The sequence below is a fragment of the Granulosicoccus sp. 3-233 genome, from assembly GCF_052681095.1.
In genome coordinates this window covers 266,073-287,621 of sequence record NZ_JBQYLE010000003.1, presented here as the reverse complement: position 1 = coordinate 287,621, position 21,549 = coordinate 266,073, and the positions used below count along the sequence as shown (strand labels likewise).

General features: G+C 58.9%; 17 protein-coding genes and 1 riboswitch. Of the genes, 6 read left to right on the top strand and 11 right to left on the bottom strand.

Annotated features, from left to right (window positions below; all coding sequences use genetic code 11):
• Positions 1 to 37: 37 nt before the first annotated feature.
• Complete coding sequence (locus tag ACUNV4_RS10550; RefSeq protein ID WP_430878504.1) at positions 38 to 1,273, bottom strand: acyl-CoA dehydrogenase; 1,236 nt, start codon at positions 1,271 to 1,273, stop codon at positions 38 to 40.
• 367 nt (positions 1,274 to 1,640) lie between these two features.
• On the opposite strand from ACUNV4_RS10550, the gene ACUNV4_RS10545 reads away from it, so the two are divergent.
• Positions 1,641 to 2,558, top strand: coding sequence for an efflux RND transporter periplasmic adaptor subunit (locus ACUNV4_RS10545; protein WP_430878503.1), 918 nt, complete (start codon positions 1,641 to 1,643; stop codon positions 2,556 to 2,558).
• Between the two features lie 41 nt (positions 2,559 to 2,599).
• On the opposite strand, the gene ACUNV4_RS10540 is transcribed toward ACUNV4_RS10545, so the two are convergent.
• From ACUNV4_RS10540 to ACUNV4_RS10525, 4 genes are read right to left on the bottom strand one after another with little or no spacing between them, the layout of a single operon-like run.
• The gene (locus ACUNV4_RS10540; protein ID WP_430878502.1) at positions 2,600 to 3,403 is read right to left on the bottom strand and encodes an ABC transporter ATP-binding protein; all 804 of its coding nucleotides are present in this window, start codon (positions 3,401 to 3,403) and stop codon (positions 2,600 to 2,602) included.
• An 11-nt stretch (positions 3,404 to 3,414) separates the two neighbouring features.
• Positions 3,415 to 4,395 (bottom strand): FecCD family ABC transporter permease, encoded by a 981-nt coding sequence (locus ACUNV4_RS10535; RefSeq protein WP_430878501.1) that lies wholly within the window; start codon positions 4,393 to 4,395, stop codon positions 3,415 to 3,417.
• A 49-nt stretch (positions 4,396 to 4,444) separates the two neighbouring features.
• Complete coding sequence (locus ACUNV4_RS10530) at positions 4,445 to 5,701, bottom strand: hypothetical protein (protein ID WP_430878500.1); 1,257 nt, start codon at positions 5,699 to 5,701, stop codon at positions 4,445 to 4,447.
• Between the two features lie 20 nt (positions 5,702 to 5,721).
• Positions 5,722 to 7,854, bottom strand: a complete 2,133-nt coding sequence (locus tag ACUNV4_RS10525; RefSeq protein WP_430878499.1) for a TonB-dependent receptor — start codon at positions 7,852 to 7,854, stop codon at positions 5,722 to 5,724.
• 128 nt (positions 7,855 to 7,982) lie between these two features.
• Positions 7,983 to 8,190: riboswitch (cobalamin riboswitch) on the bottom strand.
• Between the two features lie 104 nt (positions 8,191 to 8,294).
• On the opposite strand from ACUNV4_RS10525, the gene ACUNV4_RS10520 reads away from it, so the two are divergent.
• From ACUNV4_RS10520 to ACUNV4_RS10505, 4 genes are all read left to right on the top strand, one after another.
• A complete protein-coding gene (locus ACUNV4_RS10520) occupies positions 8,295 to 9,284 on the top strand; it encodes an NAD-dependent 4,6-dehydratase LegB (RefSeq protein ID WP_430878498.1) in 990 nt (329 codons plus the stop codon).
• A 47-nt stretch (positions 9,285 to 9,331) separates the two neighbouring features.
• Positions 9,332 to 10,555 (top strand): UDP-N-acetylglucosamine 2-epimerase, encoded by a 1,224-nt coding sequence (neuC, locus tag ACUNV4_RS10515; RefSeq protein WP_430878497.1) that lies wholly within the window; start codon positions 9,332 to 9,334, stop codon positions 10,553 to 10,555.
• Positions 10,552 to 11,628 carry an N-acetylneuraminate synthase gene (gene neuB, locus ACUNV4_RS10510; RefSeq protein WP_430878496.1) on the top strand — a complete coding sequence of 359 codons (1,077 nt, stop codon included), beginning with the start codon at positions 10,552 to 10,554 and terminating at the stop codon, positions 11,626 to 11,628. The genes neuC and neuB overlap by 4 nt, the downstream gene beginning before the upstream one ends.
• A 66-nt stretch (positions 11,629 to 11,694) precedes the next feature.
• Positions 11,695 to 12,738 (top strand): nucleotidyltransferase family protein, encoded by a 1,044-nt coding sequence (locus ACUNV4_RS10505; protein ID WP_430878495.1) that lies wholly within the window; start codon positions 11,695 to 11,697, stop codon positions 12,736 to 12,738.
• Between the two features lie 81 nt (positions 12,739 to 12,819).
• Here ACUNV4_RS10505 and ACUNV4_RS10500 read toward each other — a convergent pair whose 3' ends face one another.
• Positions 12,820 to 15,309, bottom strand: coding sequence for a 6-hydroxymethylpterin diphosphokinase MptE-like protein (locus tag ACUNV4_RS10500; protein WP_430878494.1), 2,490 nt, complete (start codon positions 15,307 to 15,309; stop codon positions 12,820 to 12,822).
• A gap of 191 nt (positions 15,310 to 15,500) precedes the next feature.
• Here ACUNV4_RS10500 and ACUNV4_RS10495 point away from each other — a divergent pair, with 191 nt between their 5' ends.
• The gene (locus ACUNV4_RS10495; protein ID WP_430878493.1) at positions 15,501 to 16,199 is read left to right on the top strand and encodes an acylneuraminate cytidylyltransferase family protein; all 699 of its coding nucleotides are present in this window, start codon (positions 15,501 to 15,503) and stop codon (positions 16,197 to 16,199) included.
• A gap of 31 nt (positions 16,200 to 16,230) precedes the next feature.
• Here the strand turns inward: ACUNV4_RS10495 and ACUNV4_RS10490 are convergent, their stop codons facing one another.
• The 5 genes from ACUNV4_RS10490 to ACUNV4_RS10470 all read right to left on the bottom strand — a co-directional run bounded on the left by ACUNV4_RS10490 (position 16,231) and on the right by ACUNV4_RS10470 (position 21,250).
• Positions 16,231 to 16,902 carry an acetyltransferase gene (locus tag ACUNV4_RS10490; RefSeq protein WP_430878492.1) on the bottom strand — a complete coding sequence of 224 codons (672 nt, stop codon included), beginning with the start codon at positions 16,900 to 16,902 and terminating at the stop codon, positions 16,231 to 16,233.
• Between the two features lie 152 nt (positions 16,903 to 17,054).
• Positions 17,055 to 18,218, bottom strand: coding sequence for an aminotransferase (locus ACUNV4_RS10485; RefSeq protein WP_430878491.1), 1,164 nt, complete (start codon positions 18,216 to 18,218; stop codon positions 17,055 to 17,057).
• A gap of 93 nt (positions 18,219 to 18,311) precedes the next feature.
• Positions 18,312 to 19,619, bottom strand: coding sequence for a TRAP transporter large permease (locus ACUNV4_RS10480; RefSeq protein ID WP_430878490.1), 1,308 nt, complete (start codon positions 19,617 to 19,619; stop codon positions 18,312 to 18,314).
• Positions 19,616 to 20,113 carry a TRAP transporter small permease gene (locus ACUNV4_RS10475; RefSeq protein ID WP_430878489.1) on the bottom strand — a complete coding sequence of 166 codons (498 nt, stop codon included), beginning with the start codon at positions 20,111 to 20,113 and terminating at the stop codon, positions 19,616 to 19,618. Before ACUNV4_RS10475 ends, ACUNV4_RS10480 begins: the two co-directional genes overlap by 4 nt.
• A gap of 141 nt (positions 20,114 to 20,254) precedes the next feature.
• Positions 20,255 to 21,250, bottom strand: a complete 996-nt coding sequence (locus tag ACUNV4_RS10470) for a TRAP transporter substrate-binding protein (RefSeq protein WP_430878488.1) — start codon at positions 21,248 to 21,250, stop codon at positions 20,255 to 20,257.
• Positions 21,251 to 21,549 lie beyond the last annotated feature (299 nt).

The window sequence follows — 21,549 nt, the reverse complement described above, 5'->3', positions numbered from 1 at the left end:
TTCTTTTGGTTCTGTCGTTGTTGCCGGTCTCCGGCAATCAGGTGAACGCCTGCAGTCCAGTCTGACACCGGCCCAGGATCAGGGCATGTATATCATGTGTGCCCTCGTAGGTATTCACGGCCTCCAGGTTCATGACGTGCCGGATGACGTGGTATTCATCCGAAATACCGTTCCCGCCCAGCATGTCTCTGGCAATGCGTGCAATCTCGAGGGACTTGCCTGCATTGTTTCGTTTCATCAGGGAAATCAGTTCAGCCGATGCCTGGCCCTCATCGAGGAGCCGCCCGAGACGCAAGGAGCCCTGCAGGCCCAGCGTGATCTCGGTCTGCATGTCCGCCAGCTTCTTCTGGATCAGCTGGTTGGCGGCCAGGGGTTTGCCGAATTGCCGGCGATCCATGGTGTAGTCACGCGCCTGATGCCAGCAGGCTTCGGCGGCACCCAGCGCACCCCAACTGATGCCGTAGCGGGCACGATTCAGGCAACCGAAGGGTCCGGCCAGGCCTTCGGCATCCGGCAACAGCTTGTCGTCACCGATTTCGGCATCCTGCAGCTGGATCATGCCGGTGATCGATGCGCGCAGGGAGAACTTGCCTGCGATCCCGGGTGTCGACAGTCCGGGATTGTCCCGGTCGACCAGAAAGCCCTTGATCTTGCCGTCATGAGCATCCGACTTTGCCCAGACAACACAGACATCGGCGATCGGTGAATTGGTGATCCAGTTCTTGGCACCATTGAGCACGTAGCCACCGTCGACCTTCGTGGCGCGTGTGACCATGCTGGAAGGGTCAGAGCCATGATCCGGTTCGGTCAGGCCGAAGCAGCCAACCAGTTCGCCGCTGGCAAGCCTTGGCAGATAGTGTTGGCGCTGATCCTCGGTACCGTAGGCGAAAATGGGGTGCATGACCAGGGACGATTGCACCGACATGGCTGAGCGATATCCGGAATCGACGCGTTCGACCTCGCGAGCCACCAGGCCGTAGCTGACATAGCTGGCAGCTGCGCAGCCGTATTTCTCGGGCAGAGTCACGCCCAGCAGGCCCAGTTCGCCAAACTCGGACAGGATGTCGCGATCGAAGTGTTCATGCCGATTGGCTTCGATGACCCGGCCCAGCAGACGGCTCTGGCAATAGTCCCGAGCCGTGTCTCGAATCAGTCGCTCTTCACTGTTCAGTTGCTGATCAAGCAGCGCGATATCGTCCCAGACCGCTGCCGCCGGTTTGGCACGTGCTGACTGCGGTGTCATGTGATCGTGTGAACCGTCGGCTGATGTCATGAAGATTCTCCTGAGGTATAGCGCACCATTGTAGCGCCGCGAAGCCTGTTTGGTTTCATGGGATGCGCTGAAGGAACAGGACAGTGCAACGGGTGTGAATGCGCGTGAGTATACGGTTTTGTGGCTTGTGTCTGATTATCGGATTTTACTGCCTGCGGAATACGGTTTCCTGCCCGGTAGAAGGCGTTGGTGCCAGTGTTACGCGGCATACCCGTTGCAATGGAACTGCTCGAAGAAATCACCAGCACTGTCAGCTGACAAGCCGGGAGTCCGACCAGGGGTTGGCGCCGATGGCGGGACTGGATTCACTGATCCGGCGGTGGCGGCGGGACCGAGGCTGTTTGTGGGAAAGAGACACGACTCTACGATGAACAAGACTGACGAATATCCGACTGGAATTGGCCGAAGCGGTCATGCGTCGAACCGACGGAGCAATGCGAGCTGGAGACAGAATGTGTTGCTGGGACTGGGGACTGTCCTGAGTGTCGGTGCACTGATGGCCGGGCTGGTACCCAGCTCGCGTGCCTCACTGGAAGTGTTGTCCGATATGGATTGCGTGATCGAACCCAGTGCCACGGTCGATCTGGGATCTGCCGTGCCGGGACTGATTGCCCACAGCTATTTCGATCGCAGTGATTTCGTCAGCAAGGGAACGGTCATGGCGCAGCTGGAAAGCGATGTGGAAAGGGTGGCCCTGGCCATTGCCCGGCAAGTGGCCGGCAGCACCACGGCGCTGGATCTGCGCAAGGTGACGGCAGGCTTCGGTGAGAGAACCCGAGCGCGCAACGAACAGCTGCTGAAGACCTCCGGCGTGTCTCGCCAGGTTGTTGATCAGGTCAGTACCGAGGCTCGCCTGGCCGGTCTGCAGGTGGTGCAGGAGAGAGAGAGTCAACGCCTGGCGGAGCTGGATGTACAACGTGCCGAGGCGACCCTTGCCAGGCGACTCATCCGCAGTCCCATCGACGGAAGCGTGGTGCAGATGTACAAGCGAGCCGGGGAATACGTCGATAGCGACCCCGTCTACCAGATAGCGCAGCTGGATCCGTTGAATGTCGAAGTGATCGTGCCGGTCGAGTACCTGGGCAATCTGTCCACCGGCATGGTGGCAGCCATTACCATCGATGTGCCCGGTTTCGAGAACCAGGTATTGTCGGCGGAGGTACGACGTATCGATGCCGTGGCCGATGCAGCCAGCGCTACCTACGGCGTGCGTCTGATTCTGGAAAACCCGGACATGAAGATACCCAGTGGAGTTCGCTGCCAGATCGATTTTCTGGCCTCCTAGTCTGATTGAGACCAGATCCAGACCGGATCGACTCCGGCTGATCAGGGCGTGTCTGCACCGGGCTGTTCGCTCAACAGCTGGTCAGGCACGATCCAGGGTACAGACTCGCAACCGCTGATGACGCTGACCCCGTAGACATCGGCGAGGTTCTGCGGGCTGAGTACCTTGGCGACACTGCCGGATGCCACGATACGTCCCTGATGCATCAGATACAGTCGGTCGCAATAACGGGCTGCCAGTGACAGGTCGTGCATGACGACGATGGCGGCGCGTTTCTCGCTGGCAAAGTCGCGCAGCAGTTGCATTGTCTGCAGCTGATGTCCCAGATCCAGGTTGGAGATGGGTTCGTCGGCAAACAGCAGCGTCGGCTCTGCGGCCAGTGCTCGTGCCAGCAGGGCACGCGCTCGCTCTCCGCCTGAGAGCGTTGTCACCTGCCGATGACGCAAGGACTGGCAGTCACAGAGAGTCAGGGCATTCTCGACGGCCTGCAGATCCGTGGCAGTGGCGCGGCACCATACGGGCAGGTGCGGAATTCTGCCCAGCATGACCAGTCGTTCAACGGTGACGGGCCAGTGAATGGTGCCGGATTGCTCGACCCAGCCCATTTGCAGGGCGCGCTCCGCAGCACTGATGCCTTGCAGGGGATGCCCATCGATGGTGATGCAACCGCTGGCCTTTCTGTCGATACCGGCAAGGGCTGTCAGCAAGGTGGATTTTCCAGCGCCGTTCGGGCCGATCAGGCCAACCAGTTCCCCGGCGGCGACCTGTAAGGACACAGCGTCCACCAATGCCCGTTCCGCACGATGAACACTGACGGATTCAGCCAACAGGCGCGTCTGCATCATCTCGGATCGACTCAGGAGAGGTAGTTCCTGCGACTGCGCAGGATCAGAATCAGGAAGAAGGGGGCTCCCACCAGTGCGGTCAGGACGCCCACCTTCAGCGGTACCGGCAGTGCACCCTGCAGGGCAATGAGCCGCACACCGATATCGGCCGTGAGCAGCATCAGCGCGCCACCCAGAGCGGCCAGCGGCAGCAATCGGCCCGGTTGGTGGTTGGCCAGAGGGCGCAGCAGATGCGGCACCACCAGTCCGATGAAGCCGATCATGCCGGTCGTGGCAACAGCGGCGCCAACACACAGGGAGACGGCAATGAAAATGCGCCAGGATGTCAGATGGGTGTTGATGCCCATGCTTCGAGCCGTTCGTTCTCCCAGTGTCAGAGCATCCAGCGAGCGACCGACACCGGCGAGCAGCAACCAGCCAGCGAGGGTACAGGGCAGCATGAGCCACAGGTCGTGCAGGCTGCGGTCGGCCAGATCGCCCAGAGTCCAGAGCACGAGCTCACGAACCGCAAACGGGCTGGGTGCCAGATTGAGCAGAAGTGACAGCAGGGCAGCTGCCAGGGCATTGATGGCAACACCTGCCAGAATCAGCGTGCTGACCGAAGAGTCCCGACCTGCCAGAAGATAGACGAGGCCGGTGGCGCTCAGAGCACCCAGCATGCCCGCCAGAGGGACGCTCTGAGGGTGCCAGACACCGCTGAAGAAGTACAAGGCTGTTACCGCTCCGAGCGCTGCACCACTGGCGCTGCCGACCAGCCCGGGACTGGCCAGAGGATTCTGCAACAGCCCTTGCATGGCTGCGCCGGACAGGCCCAGAGACGTCCCGGCAATGACCGCAATCAGGGTACGAGGCAGCCGGATTTCGCGAATGATGACGGCTGTCACCGAGTCCGGCTCGGTGAAAGGCAGGGTGAATGCCTGCCAGGGACTGATCCATTGCTGACCCAGACACAGACTCACCACAGCCAGCAGCAACACTGCCAGTCCCAGCAAAAGACAATGCCAGCCATGGTTTGAGCCTGTGTTCAGGATCGGACTCCGGTCAGCTGTCTGATTGTGGAACGTCGATGAATACGACATTGATGGGAACCAGATCGGTAGCGACGCGTTCCGCTGCCAGTTCACCGGTGCTCAGATCGAGGCGGTAGAATCCCGGGTTGTCGTCATTGATACCGATCCAGAGGTGATTGTCCGGACCTTGCGCCAGTGTCGTGATATCGACACCGTCGAGCCCCGGGATGATATCGGCTGACAGTTCACCACTTGTCGGGTTGAACGTGCGCAGGGTCGTCACGGTGAATTCGGCATAGGTCAGCAGATAGCCCAGTTCTGCATTGATGATTTCCAGGTCGACGAAATAGCCTTCGTTTTCTGCATCACTACCGTCATCGAGTATCAGTGTGGTTTCGTAACTGCCGGGATCGATGGACTGTACACCGCCACTGTGAAAATCCTCGGTGATGGCTTCGTTTTCAAAGTAGTTGCCACGACCTACAACATGGATCAGGCCGGTCTCCTCATTGTACTGAAGCGCCGAGGGATTGGTGACATCCAGTTCGATACCCAGCAGGCCGTCGCTGCCCATGCCTGTGTCGATTTCGGTGTTGGTAATCGTGTTGATGACCGCCACGTAGGCGCTCTTGTCGGGAATCTGCGAGCCGGACTCCAGTCGCTGCAGACGCTCGAGCAGTACGAACAGCTTGTCATCGACGATGATCGCCTCGGTCATGTCTGGCAGATCGGTGTCGTAGGCACTCAGATCGATCTCTTCCAGTTTGAAATCCTCTTCCGTCTCGGCGGCCGGGTCCACGATCCACAGGGAGTTGCTGCTGCGACGCGTCAGATAGGCGCGGTTGGGACCGCTGAAGACCAGGTCGGTAGGGTTGGCCGTGATCGGCTCATCGCCCTTGACCGAATACTGGTAGTCGACGATGGATGTGTCTTCGGCATCGTAGCGGGTGATGGAATCAACCATGAACTTGCCGATCTGGTAGGGACTGACACCATCGGTGTCGACATCGATATTGGATCCGGCTCCCGGATAGCTGCCGACGACAACATTGCCCTGTTCCAGAGACAGGCGATCGATGCGACCGCTACCGTAATCGGCCGCCCGGGTAGCCACATAGGCGTATTGGCCGCTCAGGTCCACGTTGTCACCGCCAACAGCCGAGTCGTCGCTGTCGGAGCTGCAGGCGCTCAGACCGATCATGGCAGTTGCCAGCACCGAGACCCGCATCAGTTGCCTGAAGGGCAGGAGAACTCCGCCAGAGGGTGCCTGTGAGATTCTGATTGTCATTCGATTTTTTCCTTGTGAAGTCAGGGTGTGGGCGATGTCAGGGTGCGAGTCAGGGTCAATGACCAGGTGCGCCCGGGTTTGGGAAATCCATTGAAATCCTCGATGTTGTCATCACCGAGGTTGTGTATGCCAAGGGTGGCCTGCCATTGCGTATTCGTCCAGTCGATGCCGATCGAATGCAGTTCGCTATCGGCAGCGGGCAGAATGTTGGCCTGATCGTAGAAGCGTTTGCGCAGTACGTCCAGTTCGTACCAGAAGCTGAACTGCGAGGGCTGGTATTGCAGTTTTCCGGACCAGGCGAACTGAGCTTCGCCTGGCAGAAAGCGGTCATGGAATCCGGCCGCCGGGTCGCGGTTGCGCGCAGACTGCCAGGTGAGATTGCTGCTCAGATCCAGTTGCGGGGTAATGGCCAGATCCATTGCCAGTTCGAGGCCGATGACTCGCGCGGCTCCGGCATTGACCGGACCGCCAATGCCTCGGGAATTGTAGGTGGTGACAATGAGTTCATCCCGGTCGCTCCCGAATACGGTGGCGCTGAGTGCCGAGCGTTGACTGCGAAAGTGCAGTCCGACATCGACATTGAAGCCCTCTTCGGGTTGCAGATCGGGATTGCCGTTTACCAGTCCGCTGGATCCGAACAGTTCTCCAAAGGACGGTTCCCGGTAGTAGCTGCCGGCATTGGCAGTCAGTGAGACCTGCCCCGGCGGGCGGTAGGCCAGACCGATCTGCAGGCTCGTATCCGATGAGCGGCGACGGGAAGGCAGGTCTGCGGATGATTCGGGGCTCTTTCCGCGTAGCTCGTCCTGTTGCCAGCGGATGGCGGGGGTGAGGGACCAGGTCTCACTGTCATCGAACCAGACATAGTGAATGGAGGCCTGTGTGCGGTCTCGGTCGACATCGAAGGCCGCTGTGTCATCCCTGGCGTCGCTCGAGGCAAAACGTTCACGGCGAACATCCAGCGACAGGCCGAGGGAACCGCTGTCGGCCAGATATTCCCAGTAGGTCTTGGCGCCCAGTGTGTCCGAATCGTTTTCTGCGTCCTGCGCGCCCAGTCCGACCTGGCTGAGCAGGTCTCGATAGTGCGATGAGCTGTCATGCCAGTACAGATCGTGGCGACTGTTCCACTGACCCAGACCGTCGAGAACCTGTGACAACTGCAACTGTGTACCTCGGGTATCGTAACTGGCCACATTGTCGGGGTTGTTGCGAAATTCGGGTACGCCAAGATCGCGTGCCGACAACTGCAGAGTCAGGTCGGTACGGCTATCCCGGTTCTGCCGGTAGCCGGTGCGCAGCAAGGCTGTCGTGCGGCGGGCATCGGCATTGTGACGCTTTTCGCGGCGGTCATCATTCGGGTTCAACGGCGTTCCGTTGTCGCTGAGGAAGCCGAAGTCATTGTCACTCTGCCGATGGCTGATGGCGGCCACCATGTCCCATGCACCTCGAACGGTCTGGTGCGACAGCTGCAGCTCCCGACTGCCCAGACTGCCGACACCCAGTCGCACTCGTGTGGTGGGTTCGGCACGGCTCTGCAGTGTGTTGAGATTGACCGCACCGCCGATCGAACCATGACCCAGTTGCAGCGGTGTGCTGCCGCGGTAGATGTCGATGGATTCGAGGTTGAGTACTTCCAGAGTGGAGAGGTCCACTACCGGTGATCCGCCGCTGTTGAGCAGGATGCCATCCAGATAGACATCGGTCTGCGCGCCGGTAGCCGCCCGGATGCTGATGCTGGAAAAGCTGCCGAATCCGCCTGACTGGCGATGTTGCACCCCACTTTCCCGGGCCAGAACACCGGCCAGGGTGTTATTGCTCCGTTGCAGCGTGGCAGCACCGATCCGACTGTGGCTGGCTGTGCTCTCCTCGCTGATCACCTCACCGGTACGGTAGGGCACCTCGGCGATGGCTCGGATGGTGTCCAGTATGGCGTCAGGTGTCGTGCCCGTTGTCGCAGTGGCGTCGACGGAGTGTGTCGAGTCAGACTCGGATGACTGGGCCTGAGCCGCCGAAGCAAGCAAGGTCACACAGGGCAGAGTGCACAGCAGCCAGTAGCGCAGAGGAAAGCCGGGTGAGGCATTCGTCGGTACGTGGCGACTGGCGCCAGGCAGCACGCTTGCCCGATCAGGGCTATCGATTGAAGGCCAGGAACGCAACCCCGCGCTACCTCATGTTGTGGCCGACGGAGCATGTGGTGGCAGAAGAAGAGGGTTGGACAGCCTCTGCTTGCACACGGCCTGCAGCTGTCGCTTCTCATGTTCCACCGGACACCCCGCCAGGCTGGTTGATGACATATCGCCTGGCAGGTCTCCTGGCTGACAACGGCCTGATTCCGGCCAGGCCGGAAGGGCAGGGGTTCACTCCCTTCCCGGATGCGGAAACCATCCAGTGGGCACACAGTGAATGACGTTGCTTACAGTTGCGGGGGCAGCCGAGGTCTTGCACCTCGTTCCCTTTTCATCTTGGTCAGAACCTTGCGATGCGCAAAGCATACACCACTTGGGGGTTATGCAGAGCGTTACAGCCGAGCCTGAGGGCATGTTTCGTGATTGAAACCGGGGTGGCGACCAACGCCTGTCGAAATATCCGATGGTTGATGAACAAGAACAAGCGAGTCCTGGTTACCGGAGCAGACGGGTTCATCGGTTCGCACCTGACCGAGCTGTTGCTGAGCGAAGGCCATGAGGTCAGGGCGCTCGTGCAATATAACTCTCTGGGTTCCTGGGGATGGCTGGATGCAGCCGCGGAATCCGATGCACTGGAAGTTGTCAGTGGTGATGTACGAGATGCCCATTTCTGCCGCGCGCTGACGCAGGGGATCGACGTCATCTATCACCTGGCAGCCCTCATTGCCATACCCTATTCCTATGTCGCGCCGAGCAGTTATCTCGACACCAATGCCAATGGCACGCTCAATCTGTGCCAGGCCGCACTGGACAATCAGGTTGGTCGTTTCATCCATACATCCACCAGCGAGGTGTACGGGACCGCTCGTCATGTGCCGATCGATGAAGCTCATCCGCTGCAGGCACAATCGCCCTACAGCGCATCGAAAATCGCCGCCGACGCCATGGCCATGAGCTATCACTGTGCCTTCGAGCTGCCCTTGAGCATAGCCAGACCCTTCAATACCTATGGGCCGCGGCAGTCCGCTCGCGCCGTCATTCCGGCCATCATCTGCCAGATAGCGGCGGGCAAGCCGGAGATCCAGCTCGGTGATCTGTCACCGACACGAGATTTCAATTACGTCGATGACACTTGCCGCGGGTTTCTGGCCCTGGCGCGTTGTCCGGAGGCCATTGGAGAAGTCGTGAATATCGGCTCGAACACCGAAATCTCCATTGAAGATACCTTGCACCTGATTCGGGAGCTGATGAATAGTGACACCGTGTTCGTGACCGATGAGCAGCGGCTCCGACCTGCCGCCTCGGAAGTGACTCGACTGGTCTGTGACAACTCGAAAATGATCGAAATGACGGGCCATCGACCACAGGTCGATATTCGCGAAGGTCTGCAACGCACCATCGACTGGCTGTGCGAACCACAGAATCTGCAGCGCTATCGTGCAGAACTCTACAATGTCTGACTGTTCAGTCGATTCCCTCCAGGCAGGTTTCGAACAACTGCAGAGATATGACTCCAGCACCTGCGCAGCTTGTCGTCAGCGAACCGGCCGGGCAGATGAGCACTGAGCGCAGAATCTGTGTCATTACCGGTGGGCGCGCGGACTACGGATTACTGCGTGAACTGCTGGACGAATTGCAGATTCTTGATGGCATTGCCTTGCAGCTGCTGGTCACCGGCTCCCATCTGTCACAGGCACATGGTCTGACCATTGACGCCATTCGCACCGATGGTTATCGGGTAGACCGTGTCGTCGACATGCTGCTGGCCTCCGACTCGACCGTGGCCATCAGCAAGTCGATGGGTCTGGGACTGATCGGATTTGCCGATGCGTTGCAGTCGTTGAGCCCGCACATGGTCGTTGTACTGGGGGATCGCTATGAAATCTGGGCGGCGGCCGCGGCTTGCCTGATACAACGCATACCCCTGGCGCATATTCATGGCGGCGAGGTAACCTCGGGAGCATTCGACGAAGCCATCCGCCATTCGATCACGAAGATGGCGCACTATCATTTCACCTCGGCGGAGCGTTACCGACAGCGAGTCATTCAACTGGGCGAACAGCCCGACAGGGTGTTCAATGTCGGTAGCCTGGGCGTGGGCATCATCAGACAGATGGCGTATCTGTCTCGAGAGCAGCTGCACGCGGAGCTGGGGCTGCGGTTTGGCCGGAGAAATCTGCTGGTCACGTTTCATCCGGTAACACTGGATGAAGAAGCAGGACTCTCGCAGTGCCAGGCCTTGCTGGCGGCATTGGCCGAATGCCAGGATACGCAGATCATCTTTACCGAAGCCAATGCCGATTCCATGGGAAGTCGATTGAATCGGCTGATTGCCGACTTCGTTGGCGAACATCCGGATACCAGTGTCTCGTTCAAATACATGGGGCAATTGCGCTATCTATCGACCATGAAGCTGGTGGATGCCGTCGTCGGGAACTCGTCCAGCGGGGTCATAGAGGCACCGCTACTGGGTACTCCCACCGTCAATATCGGTGAACGGCAGGCAGGACGCATCAGAGTGGCCTCGGTGATCGACTGTGAGGCCGAGCAAGGTGCCATACATGAGGCCATTCAGTCCGCTTGTCGACGTGGGCGCAGTTCGGGAGCTGACCTGACGCAATTGCCCTTTGGTCAGGGGCAGACTGCCAGCACCATTGCCGGACTGTTGAAGGAGCTGCCGGTGGAGAATCTGCTGATGAAACAATTCCATGATATCGAGGAGGTGTCGTGAAGATCATTGCCGAAGCCGGAGTCAATCACAATGGCGACATCGATCGGGCAATTGCACTGGTGGATGCGGCCTGCGAGGCGGGTGCGCATGCGGTGAAGTTCCAGACATTCAGAGCCGAATTGCTGGCAACTTCCTCTGCCGACAAGGCCGGCTATCAGAAACTGGCAACGGCCGGTGAGGAGTCGCAGCTGGCCATGATCCGGAAACTGGAGCTGTCCCAGGAGAGCTTCTGCCAACTGGCTGAGCATTGTGCGGCGACGGGTATCGAATTCCTGTCGACCGCCTTCGAAGAGGTCAGCCTGAATTTCCTGCATGATGAAATCGGCTTGCGCACGTTCAAGATTGCATCGGGCGAATTGACCAATATGCCGCTGCTGCTGGCTCATGCCAGGCTTGCCGATCAGTTGATCGTCTCCACCGGCATGGCAACACTCGAGGAGATCGAAGCTGCTCTGGGTGTCATCGCCCATGGTATGGAGACAGCTCGCGAAGTCGGGGAGCGGCCCGGCAAGGAGCAGTTCCGGGCTGCGTTTCTGCGTGCAATGGAAACGGGGTCTCTGCAGGACAGGGTGACATTGTTGCATTGTACGACCGAATACCCGGCGCCGCTGAACCAGATCAACCTGCGTGCCATGGCCACCCTGCAGAACACCTTCCGGTTGCCAGTGGGCTATTCGGATCATACGACAGGTATCACCGTCCCGGTGGTGGCGGCTGCGCTGGGTGCCTGTGTCATCGAAAAGCACTTCACGCTGGACAAGTCCCTGCCTGGACCCGACCACTCCATGTCGCTGAACCCGGTCGAGTTGACATCGATGGTGTCGGGAATTGCAGATATTCTGCAGACCCTGGGTGATGGTGAGAAGCGCCCGGGCGAAGCCGAGAGCAGGAACATTGAACTGGTACGCAAAAGCCTGGTTGCCAGCCGTGACATACGGGCAGGCGAGGTATTTACGGAACGCAACTTGAGTATGAAGAGGCCCGGTAGTGGAGTGCCGCCGGAAGCGTACTGGTCGTATCTGGGTAGAACAAGCGACCGGGACTACCGAACCGATGACTTGATTCAAGAATGACGAGCGGAATGAAGACTGCAAAACACAGGTGTAGCGTTCCGGGAAACGACAGAGGGGATGAATGCCATGTATGACTGGCGAAAGGTGAAATTGCCGGTAACCGCCGACATGCAGGCGGCAATCGAGACACTGGATCGCGAGGCGGTCCGCATTGCGCTGGTGGTGGATGATCTCGGACGTCTTGTGGGCACCATCACCGATGGCGATATCCGCAGGGCGTTGCTGAAACGCCAGGGAGTGGAAACCTCAGTCATGGAAATCATGAACGACTCCCCCGAAACAGTGGGTACAGAGGCGAGCCGTGGTGAGATCTTCCTGAAGATGAAGCGCAAGAAACTGTTGCACATGCCGGTGATCGATCAGTCCTCGCGCATTGTCGACATGAAGATGCTGCAGGAGCAGATGTTCGAACCGAAGCACGCCAATCCGGTGTTGCTGATGGCGGGTGGATTTGGCAAACGCCTGCGCCCTCTGACGGACAACATTCCCAAGCCACTGTTGCCCATGGGCGACAAGCCGATTCTGGAAGTCATACTGGAACGCTGCATCGATGCCGGTTTCTGCAATTTCGTGGTATCGACACACTACAAGGCGGAAATGCTCAGGGAGCATTTCAGGGATGGTTCGCCCTGGGGCGTCGACATCCAGTATGCCCATGAATCCGAACCCCTGGGGACGGCGGGTGCCATCGGGCTGCTGCCGAACAATCTGCCGGATCTGCCCATCATCGTGATCAACGGTGATCTCATCACGTCAGTGGACCTGGATGCACTGTTGAATTTTCACAATGAGCAGGGAGCCCTGGCAACCGTATGCGTCAAGGAGTATGACTATCAGGTGCCGTTCGGCGTCGTCGAAGCTGACGGTACCCGTATTGCATCGATTACCGAGAAGCCGGTATTCAAGTATTTCGTCAGTGCCGGCATGTACGTTCTGGAGCCGGCGGCAATCGATGCGATTCGTGGACGCGGATACATCGACATGCCGGATTTTCTGCAGGAATGCATTGCCAGTCAACGTGGCGTCAGTATGTTCCCGATACACGAGCAATGGCGTGACATCGGCAGAATCAATGAGTATCAGGAAGCCCTGAAGATGACCGGCACCTGACAGCCGGCCAGCGGATCAGCCGGAGCAGGGCCTGGCCACTGCTCCGGCGAAGCCGCCAGTCCGATGAATGACAAGGGCGGCTCAGGCCGCCTTTGTCGTTTCAATGGTCGACTTGCGGATGGAGTCGGCAAGTCCGGTCGCCAGAGACTGGGCCTCGCGGTTTCCCGCCTTTTCGTGGATCTGCGCCAGCTGTCGGGCTGCTCGCCAGTCGTTGCTGAAATTCTCCAGGTAGATGGTCAGCAACTCGACGGAAGATTCGTAATTGCCCATCATGTTCAGCAGGTTCGCATAGGACGGTATGTAGTGGGGCGTGACCTCGCACAACATGCCCAGGGTGCTGCAGGCAGACTCACCGTCCTGTCTCTTGATGTAGATCTGCGTCAGTCGAGTCAGTGAATCCTCGATCAGGGCACCGATGGAGTCGAGGCTCTCCTGGCCACTGCCCAGTTGCTCCGCGCAGTCATCGATGACGCGTCCGTATTGACTGATTGCTTCGTCCTCGTCATCGTTCAGCTCGGCAATACTGCCGTTGATGAATGTCGATATGGTGCCATAAGGCCATTCGAGATCCTGCAGCTTTCTGCTGTAGGTCTGCAGGTCGTTGATGCAGTTCTGGTTGCGCAGATAGCGCAGTGACTGCATGGTCTTGCGCACAGTGCCGTAGTTGGACACGATTCTTGCGTCGTGTTGTTTTTCCTTTTCATGCAGTGATTGCAGAAAGCTCTCGCTGGCCTTGTGCAACAGGGCTTGTTGTTCCGCGGTAGCTGATGCCAGTAGGCGATCAAGGAACATCATGACACGGCCGGGTGTTTCCTGTTCTTCCCAGGCCTGCAGAAGGTATTCGATATCCGGCGTATCGGAGAGTTCGGCCTCGCGCAGTCTGATCAGCTTCTGGGCGTTCTCCAGCGCCTTCTGGTAGTAGCGGCTGCCCTCGTCGGTTATTTCGTAGTATTCGCGGGCCCATTTCTCCATGTCCTCTTCCAGCATGCGTGAAAAACCGCTGGGCTTGCGCAGTTTGCCGTATTCGGGACCCATGTAGTATCGGATGGCTGACAGAGCAGGAGGGGAGATCTTCATCAAGCGGTTTTCAAGCGCATCCAACCGCTTGTGGTAGGCAGGTTTCGGCGGTTTTCCGCCCTTGCCGTAGATCTGGTCGATGCAGTGCTGTGCCTTGCTGCACACGGAACCGATCTGCCGGAATTCCCGACTGAACCCAGACAGTTGTTGCCGCAGTTCACGCAGTTGTTCGAGTGTGGGTTGTGTGGTTCGACTGCAGTCCAGTACCGGTCGTGCGTCGGGAAGTTCCACGTCATGGCAATCGATATGCTTGATCGAGGAAATCGCAGTGGCATGTATGTTCAGATTGAACAGCACGTCTGCGTGCTGATTGATTCTCTTTCCGATCTTTTCCAGGGACTGAATGCCGCGATAGAAGTCGAGTGAGGTGCCAGCCCGGTTTCCGGCATAGGTGCTCACCTGTACATCGTAGTTGCCGGGCAGTTTCAGAAGCTCGGCTTCAGGCGTGCCCTGCGTATGGGAATCACCAGCGGTGTTCATGCACAGATCGACGCCACTGAGCAGTATGGTGGAAAAGCCAAGCCCGGCGGCCACGACCGTCGCGGCATGTCCGACGGTGGGGCCGGAGTTCTCGATGATTCTGTCAGAGTTGGGCAGGGATGTCCCCCAGGGGTAGCGGCTGCCGAGATGGAACCGCGGGCCCAGCCATTGCTTGGGCAGCATGTGAGCGACGTGATAACTGTGTACCAGTGGCACGCCCTGCCATTGGGTACCACGCTTGGCTGCCGCATACGTCAGGGGCGAGGGATCCATGCTGACCACGAGATCGGGCATGAGGTTCATTTCCGTGAGTTTGCCACACAGTCTGGACACCGCAAGTATGAAGAGTCGAGACCGGTTTTCGATGATCCAGTCCAGGTGCTGGTCCAGTGAAGGACCACCGCCCATGACCAGAGCCACCCGGCCCTTGCCGAACTCCTGATCCTCATGAAGGGCCACCTGATTGTCCACGCAATTGGCCATCTGCTGATCGATGAATCGCTTGACGGCATAGCTGTTGTAGATGGCGTGCTCTCTGTCGCCTCTTGCCTGACGAGTCTGGCGGTACAGTGGGTAGTAGATGTTGAGGTAGTCGCTGATCGCACATCGGGATTGGACCAGCTCGACCTTGCCGGCCAGAAACCAGGCCGTATCCTCATTGTTGAATACGCTGGTATCCAGGTCGGCAGCATCGATCAGGCTGACCGCCGATGAATGATGTCTGCAGTCTTGCCCGGCGAGCCATTCCCGGCATTCCTGGTCGATGGCCTCGAAGACCTCGCCGGGTTCGAGCAGAACGATCCTGGAACCATCGGGAACGGATTTGCCCAGCAGGTATTTGAACAGCAGGCCGGAGTCGCTGCCGATGACGATGGTGAGTGTGTTCTCGGCGCAAGGATCGAAGTCAAGCTCCTTGTCGTAGAACTGCGAGGCGCTTTGCTGGGCGAGACTGGTGCGGTTGAGCTCGGGAATGAATCGGTCTCCCCAATCATTCTTTTCAAAGCAATAATTCAAGTGTGGGTTCCTCCAATCTGGTAAGCGTCTTGCTTTGCTGTCAGGCACAACGTCGGCTTGCTTACCGTCGCAACCGGACTCGGTTTCGTAGTTGGCTAGGTGCTACAGTAATCTTGCCAATGGCAGGCTGTCGGCGTCGGCAAGTGTTAACCGGGAGCAGAAGAGAGCTTCGTTATGATGCCATCGTCAACATGATCAGCAATCACGCAGTACTGGCAGTGATTCCGGCCAGAGCCAACAGCAAGGGCCTGCCGGGCAAGAATGTTGCAGAGCTGGCAGGCAGACCGCTGATCGCCTGGAGCATCGATGCCGCTCGCCAGTCGGATCATGTGGACAGAGTGATTGTCAGTACCGACAGTCGGGAGATTGCCGATACGGCGGAACTCTGGGGCGCTGATGTCCCATTCCTGAGACCGGCGGCGCTGGCCATGGATGATACTCCCGGCATTGCACCTCTGCTGCATGCCTGCCAGATGGTGCCAGACTATGATTACGTGGCACTGCTGCAACCCACCAGTCCCTTGCGTACGGCTGCCGATCTGGACAGTGCCATCAGCCTGATGGTCGGACGCGGCGCGGATTTCTGTATCAGTGTGACGCGGGCCAAGCAGCACCCGAACTGGCTGTTTCGACAATCGGACGAGGGCTACCTGCAGCGCTATGAGGAGGCTCGAATGGAGACGGATCGGCAATCATTGAGCCCGGTCTACGCACCCAATGGAGCCATCTACGTGGCGAGGATCGACGCATTGCTGGAACAGGGAACGTTGAGTGGTCCGGGCACGCTGGCCTATGAAATGAGTGCAGAGAGATCCACCGATATCGATACGGCTCTGGATCTGAAGATCTGCGAATGGCTGTTGGCGGAGCCGACCCTCCTGGCGGCCTGATACCGGCGCCGCCGCGGGGTTCACTCCGGGCTTACGATTGTCTGATGATTCGCGCAGGGCTGCCGACTGCCACGCAATGATTGGGTAGGTCGTGGATGACGGTGGAGCCGGCCCCGATGACCGACTGTTCCCCGACCTGCAGGCTCTGGATGATTACCGCCGCGGCACCGATCCAGCTCAGATTGCCTACCATGACCTTGCCTGACAGCACGGCGCCGGGACTGATGTGAACCGCATGGCCGAGTTGGCAATCATGCTCGACAATGGCACCGGAGTTGATGATGGAAGCACTGCCGATACGACAGCCCGGGTTGATGATGGCACCGGCCAGCACGGCACTGCCTGCGCCCAGCTGACTGCGTGCACTGATCATGGCAGAAGGGTGTATCACGGTTGCCATCGGCCAGTGAGCCTCTTGCAGTTGCGACTGCAAGCTGTGGCGTCGCTGATTGTCACCGCTGGCGATGATGAGCTGATGCGTGGTAGCGGGAGTCTGCTGAAGCAGACAATCGAGTGTGCCGACAATCGGCCAGCCACCACTGTCGATCTCCTCCGGGTAGGTGTCGTCGTAGAGCTGGATGCGATGCCAGTGGCCAGAGGCCTCGGCAGCGTCGGCAACCACGCGTGCATGGCCCCCGGCGCCGATGATCGACAAAGTGACATCACGTTCCGCGTGCAAATCCGACGGCTCCCTGGTGAGCATGCAGCAGCTCACGGATTGATACCGGAGCCGGCCTTGATCAGAGACTGCTGCAAGTATCAGTCCCGATGAGGGCGGCTCTGCCATTCAGGCCGGGCATGGCGCCCGATCGCATGGTTCCGGCTGTCAGGCCTGTGCCTCGAGCGCTGCCTGTCTCAGGATGTCAGCCGTGTCGTCAGGTGCTCCATGCGCTCGATCGTGACATTGGCAAAGGCTATTCTCAGATACTGGTCCTGACCCTGGCCGAAGAAGGCTCCGGGCAATGCAACCATGCCGAGCTCCCGGGCCAGACGTTCAGCGACATCGACGGATGATGCCTCTGGCCAGGGGTGTCGCACATAGGCGAAGTAGGCACCAATGGCATCGATACGCCATGCCGGCAATGATGCAAGGGATTGCCGCAAGGCATTGGCGCGTCGGTTGATTTCGTCACGATTCCCGGCGCGCCAGTCATCGAGTGTCGGCAGGCAGTGGGCCAGAGCCACCTGTGGAGCACGAGGCGCGCAGATCTGCAGATTGTCCATGATCTTGCCCATCTGCTCGATGACCGGCAGATCGGCCACCACGGCGCCGAGTCGGTGTCCCGGGACACAGAAGGATTTTGAAAAGCTGGACAATCCGATCAGGAATTCGGCAGGACCGTCATCGAACAGGTCGTGTGCCGGACCGTGTGCTGTGGGAAGAAAATCCTGATAGGTCTCATCGAGAATCAGCCAGATACCGCGTGACGCGCACAGCTCGTACAGCGCACGAATCAGCGTGGCTGGGTAAACGGCCCCCGTGGGATTGTTCGGGGTGACGATGGCCAGCGCGCGCACCTCGGGACTGATGGCTGCCGCCACCTTGTCGGGATCAGGCAGGAAGCCGGTACTGGCATCGACGGTGACGTGTGCCGTGTCGATGCCGAACATGGCCAGCGTCGATTGATGGTTGAAATACCATGGATTGATCATCAGCACTGACTCCCCGGGCGCTGCCACCGTCAGGGCGGCCGTCACGAAAGCCTGATTGCAGCCTGAAGTGATCAGGATGTTGTCAGAGGACACCGTGCCGCCATGCGTGCGCACCAGGTCGGCTGCATATGCCGCTCGGAAGCCTGCCTCACCTTCGATGGGGCCGTAGCCCAGACAGGCAGGATCGCTGGCGGCCTGACCGAGAGCCTGCAGCAGAGAATCGGGAGGCGGATAACCGGGTACTGCCTGTGACAGATCGATGAGATCCTCCCGCGGGCCGGCAAAGTCACGCGCGGCTCTCTGAATGCGGGGAATGGGAGGAACGCCCAGTGCATGGACGTTCGGATTGAAGCGTTGTCTGTTCATGATGCAGCGGATTCTAGCGCGCCACGGCAGATTCTGTCGCGCAGGACTCCGGCCACCGACTCCCGGGTGTCAGTCAGAGTTCAATGGTGTCACTCATTTGAACCCGGGCATCAGCTGTTGTGGCAGCCACAACACGATTTCCGGAAACAGGATGATCAGCAACAGAATCAGCAGCATCGGCGTGAGAATGATGGCGACATCACGCAGTACTGTGACGACATTGACTCGGGCGATGGAAGCCGATATCAGCAGGCACAGACCATAAGGGGGAGTGACCAGTCCGAACGAGAGAGACACGATGCCGATGATGGCAAAGACCACGGGGTGGATGTCTGCGGCCGATGCCACCGGGTAGAGCACTGTACCGAGAATGATGATGGCCGGAATGGCATCGATGAACAGGCCGAACAGCAGAAAGAAACCGGCGATGACCAGTGATGTGCCGAACTGCCCCATCTCCAGTCCGGTCATGACGCCGACCATCAGGCGCGGTACATTGTAGAAGGCCAGCATCCAGCCGAAGACCGATGCGGTGCCGATGGCAAACAGGGAAATCGAGGCGAATCGGCCGGTTTCGTACAGGATGCCGATGGCGTCCCGGAAATTGATGGTGCGGTACACCACAGTGCCGAGAAACAGGGAATAGAATGCTGCAATGATGGCGCTCTCGGTGGGCGTGACGATGCCGCCGACGATGCCGCCGATGACGAATATCGGTGTCAGCAGAGCCAGTCCTGCTCCCTTGAAGGCTTTCCAGAATTCGGCCAGCGACGGTTTGCCAACGGTGGGGTAACCGTAGACGACGGCGTATCCGTACACGGTGGCCATCAGCGCCAGGGCGATCAGCAGTCCGGGTATGGCACCTGCCAGAAACAGCGAGCCGACTGAAATCGACATGACGCCTCCCCAGACGATCATCAGGATGCTGGGAGGGATGATGACGCCCATGACCGATGAGCAGGCCGTGATGGCGACCGAAAAACGCGGGTCATAGCCTTCTCGAGTCATGGCCGGGATCAGGATCTTGCCGCAACCCGCCGCATCGGCAGTGGATGAACCGGAGATGCCGGCAAACAGCATGGATACGGCTACATTGACATGCCCCAGTCCACCGGGGAGCCAGCCTGTCAGGACGGTTGCCAGACCAATCAGGCGATCGGTGATCTTGCCGCTGTTCATCAGATTGGCAGCCAGCAGGAAGAAGGGCACGGCCAGCAGGATGAATGAGGTATAGGAGTTGAGCATCCGGTCCATGATGAGGAACGGGGTCAAGCGTATGTCCAGAGCCACCAGAGGAATGGTGGCGATACCCAGTGCAAAGGCAACGGGCACGCGAGCGATGACCAGGACAATGAAGCCGGTCAGCAGTGTCAGACAGGCGACGCCGGTGGAGATGATCATTGTGCAAGTGTGTCCTTGGCGTGTCGGTATTCCTGCACGATCTGCCAGAAGCGGAACAGGGAGAAGGTAGCCCAGCAGAAGCCGGTCAGTGGCACCGTGATGTAGATGACCAGCATGTTGACCTGCATCATGACCGAGGTCTGTATGGCGCCGAACTTCGCATACCCGATGCCATACCAGGCGAACAGGAGGGCGAAGATGCTCATGACCAGCAGAACAAAGCCTTTTTGCAGCAATCTTCCCAGTCTTGAGCGCGCGTCGGGGATGACGTGTACATCGAAGTGGGTGCCTTCCCAGACGGCGATGATGGAGCCGAGCATGACCATCCAGACAAACAGGAACGTGGCCAGCTCCTCCGTCCACAGGTAAACGGGAATGAGTCCGGTATATCGCGCCAGCACTTGCATGGTGACGGGTACAACCAGTGCGGCCACCAGACAACCGACGGCAACCCGCAGCAGCTGGCAGAATCCTTCCAGTAATCGTTCAATCATTCAGCAGGACTCCGCGACGGGGTGGGGCAATCGGCTTCGGCAGACGTGCCCGCGGGGTGGGTCGGTGTGTACGCCGATACCCTCATGCTGCAGCAGCGAGCAAGAGGGTATCGGCCAGGGTGTTCAGCGCAGGGGCGCTGATCACATTGCGCGAATGGCTTCCAGCAATTCTTGCGCACCGAGTTCCTCGGCATAGGCATCCTGTACCGGGGTCACCAGCTCGAGCAGCTTGTCGCGGTCAGCGAATTCATGCACCTCGATCTGGCCGGCCGATTTCATCTCTTCCAGTTTCAGTGCATCTTCACTGGATTCAAGCTCGCGACCGTAAGCGCCTGCTTCCTTGCCGGCCTGCAGAACGATCTGTTGCAGCTCTTCGGGCAATTTGCGGAAGGATTTGCCGCTCATGACAATGGGTCGAACGGTAATCGAATGCTGTGTCAGGGTGACATGCGGGGCGACCTCGAAGAATTTGTACTGCAGCAGACTGGCGGACTCGTTCTCCAGGCCGTCCACCACGCCGGTCTGGATGGCGTTGTACACTTCCGAATAGGCGATGGCCGAAGGGGCTGCCTTGATGGCCTGGAAGACACGGGCCTGAATCGGAGCACCCATGACCCGCATCTTGTGCCCGGTCAGTTCATCGATATTGGAGATCGCATTGGCGGAGATCAGATTGCGGGTACCGCCGCCGGCATAACCGATGATCATCAGATCGGCCTTGTCCAGCAGTTCTTCTTCCAGGGGTTTCAGCACGTCACTGGACAGCACGGCATTCCAGTGCGCCAGATCACGAAACACGAATGGCATGTCCATCAGTGGCAGGGATGGGGCGAATCGGGCGAGATTGGACGGAGCGATGATGGCGTAATCGATGGCAACACCCTTCGTCAGAAAGTTGACGTAATCGGGCTCGATTCCCAGCTCGCTGTTGCCGCGCAGATCGAAGGCAATATCCGTATCACTCGCCTCATTGACCAGTTCTCCGAACTTGATCAGGGTCTTGCTGTAGGCATGTTCATTGTCGAACAGGCTCGCTCCGCGCAAGGTCATGTCAGCTGCATTGACACCACTACCCAGTAGCGTCGCGCAGCTGGCAATGGCAGCGCAGATCAGTTTTTTCTTGATGGCTTTGAACACGTGGCTTTTTCTCCGTTATCTCCAGGGGCCTGCTCTTGAGTGCCAGGCTGAATGAATACCGCCGATCGGATTCGAGTCAGGTGTCGGCACGATGGTCGGGAAACCGCCGCCGTGAAGGCCTCTCTGTTTTCGAGTCGAGCAAGTATGGGAGTAACGGTATACTAGTATGGTAGATGTCGTCAAATACTATTCTTGCTGTTGAATTCGCATCACCGGCAGCCTCAGCCGGGTATGACGTAACCTTTTGCAGAGTGTGCTGTACCTCTCGATTCCACTTTTCAGGCCGTTAACTGCTCCAG

What these genes read in the sequence shown, in the direction of transcription:
- ACUNV4_RS10550 (WP_430878504.1), bottom strand. Translation starts at nt 1,273, where the DNA reads ATGACATCAGCCGACGGTTCACACGATCACATGACACCGCAGTCAGCA.
- ACUNV4_RS10545 (WP_430878503.1), top strand. Translation starts at nt 1,641, where the DNA reads ATGAACAAGACTGACGAATATCCGACTGGAATTGGCCGAAGCGGTCAT.
- ACUNV4_RS10540 (WP_430878502.1), bottom strand. Translation starts at nt 3,403, where the DNA reads ATGATGCAGACGCGCCTGTTGGCTGAATCCGTCAGTGTTCATCGTGCG.
- ACUNV4_RS10530 (WP_430878500.1), bottom strand. Translation starts at nt 5,701, where the DNA reads ATGACAATCAGAATCTCACAGGCACCCTCTGGCGGAGTTCTCCTGCCC.
- ACUNV4_RS10520 (WP_430878498.1), top strand. Translation starts at nt 8,295, where the DNA reads ATGAACAAGAACAAGCGAGTCCTGGTTACCGGAGCAGACGGGTTCATC.
- neuC (WP_430878497.1), top strand. Translation starts at nt 9,332, where the DNA reads ATGACTCCAGCACCTGCGCAGCTTGTCGTCAGCGAACCGGCCGGGCAG.
- ACUNV4_RS10505 (WP_430878495.1), top strand. Translation starts at nt 11,695, where the DNA reads ATGTATGACTGGCGAAAGGTGAAATTGCCGGTAACCGCCGACATGCAG.
- ACUNV4_RS10495 (WP_430878493.1), top strand. Translation starts at nt 15,501, where the DNA reads ATGATCAGCAATCACGCAGTACTGGCAGTGATTCCGGCCAGAGCCAAC.
- ACUNV4_RS10490 (WP_430878492.1), bottom strand. Translation starts at nt 16,902, where the DNA reads ATGCTCACCAGGGAGCCGTCGGATTTGCACGCGGAACGTGATGTCACT.
- ACUNV4_RS10485 (WP_430878491.1), bottom strand. Translation starts at nt 18,218, where the DNA reads ATGAACAGACAACGCTTCAATCCGAACGTCCATGCACTGGGCGTTCCT.
- ACUNV4_RS10480 (WP_430878490.1), bottom strand. Translation starts at nt 19,619, where the DNA reads ATGATCATCTCCACCGGCGTCGCCTGTCTGACACTGCTGACCGGCTTC.
- ACUNV4_RS10475 (WP_430878489.1), bottom strand. Translation starts at nt 20,113, where the DNA reads ATGATTGAACGATTACTGGAAGGATTCTGCCAGCTGCTGCGGGTTGCC.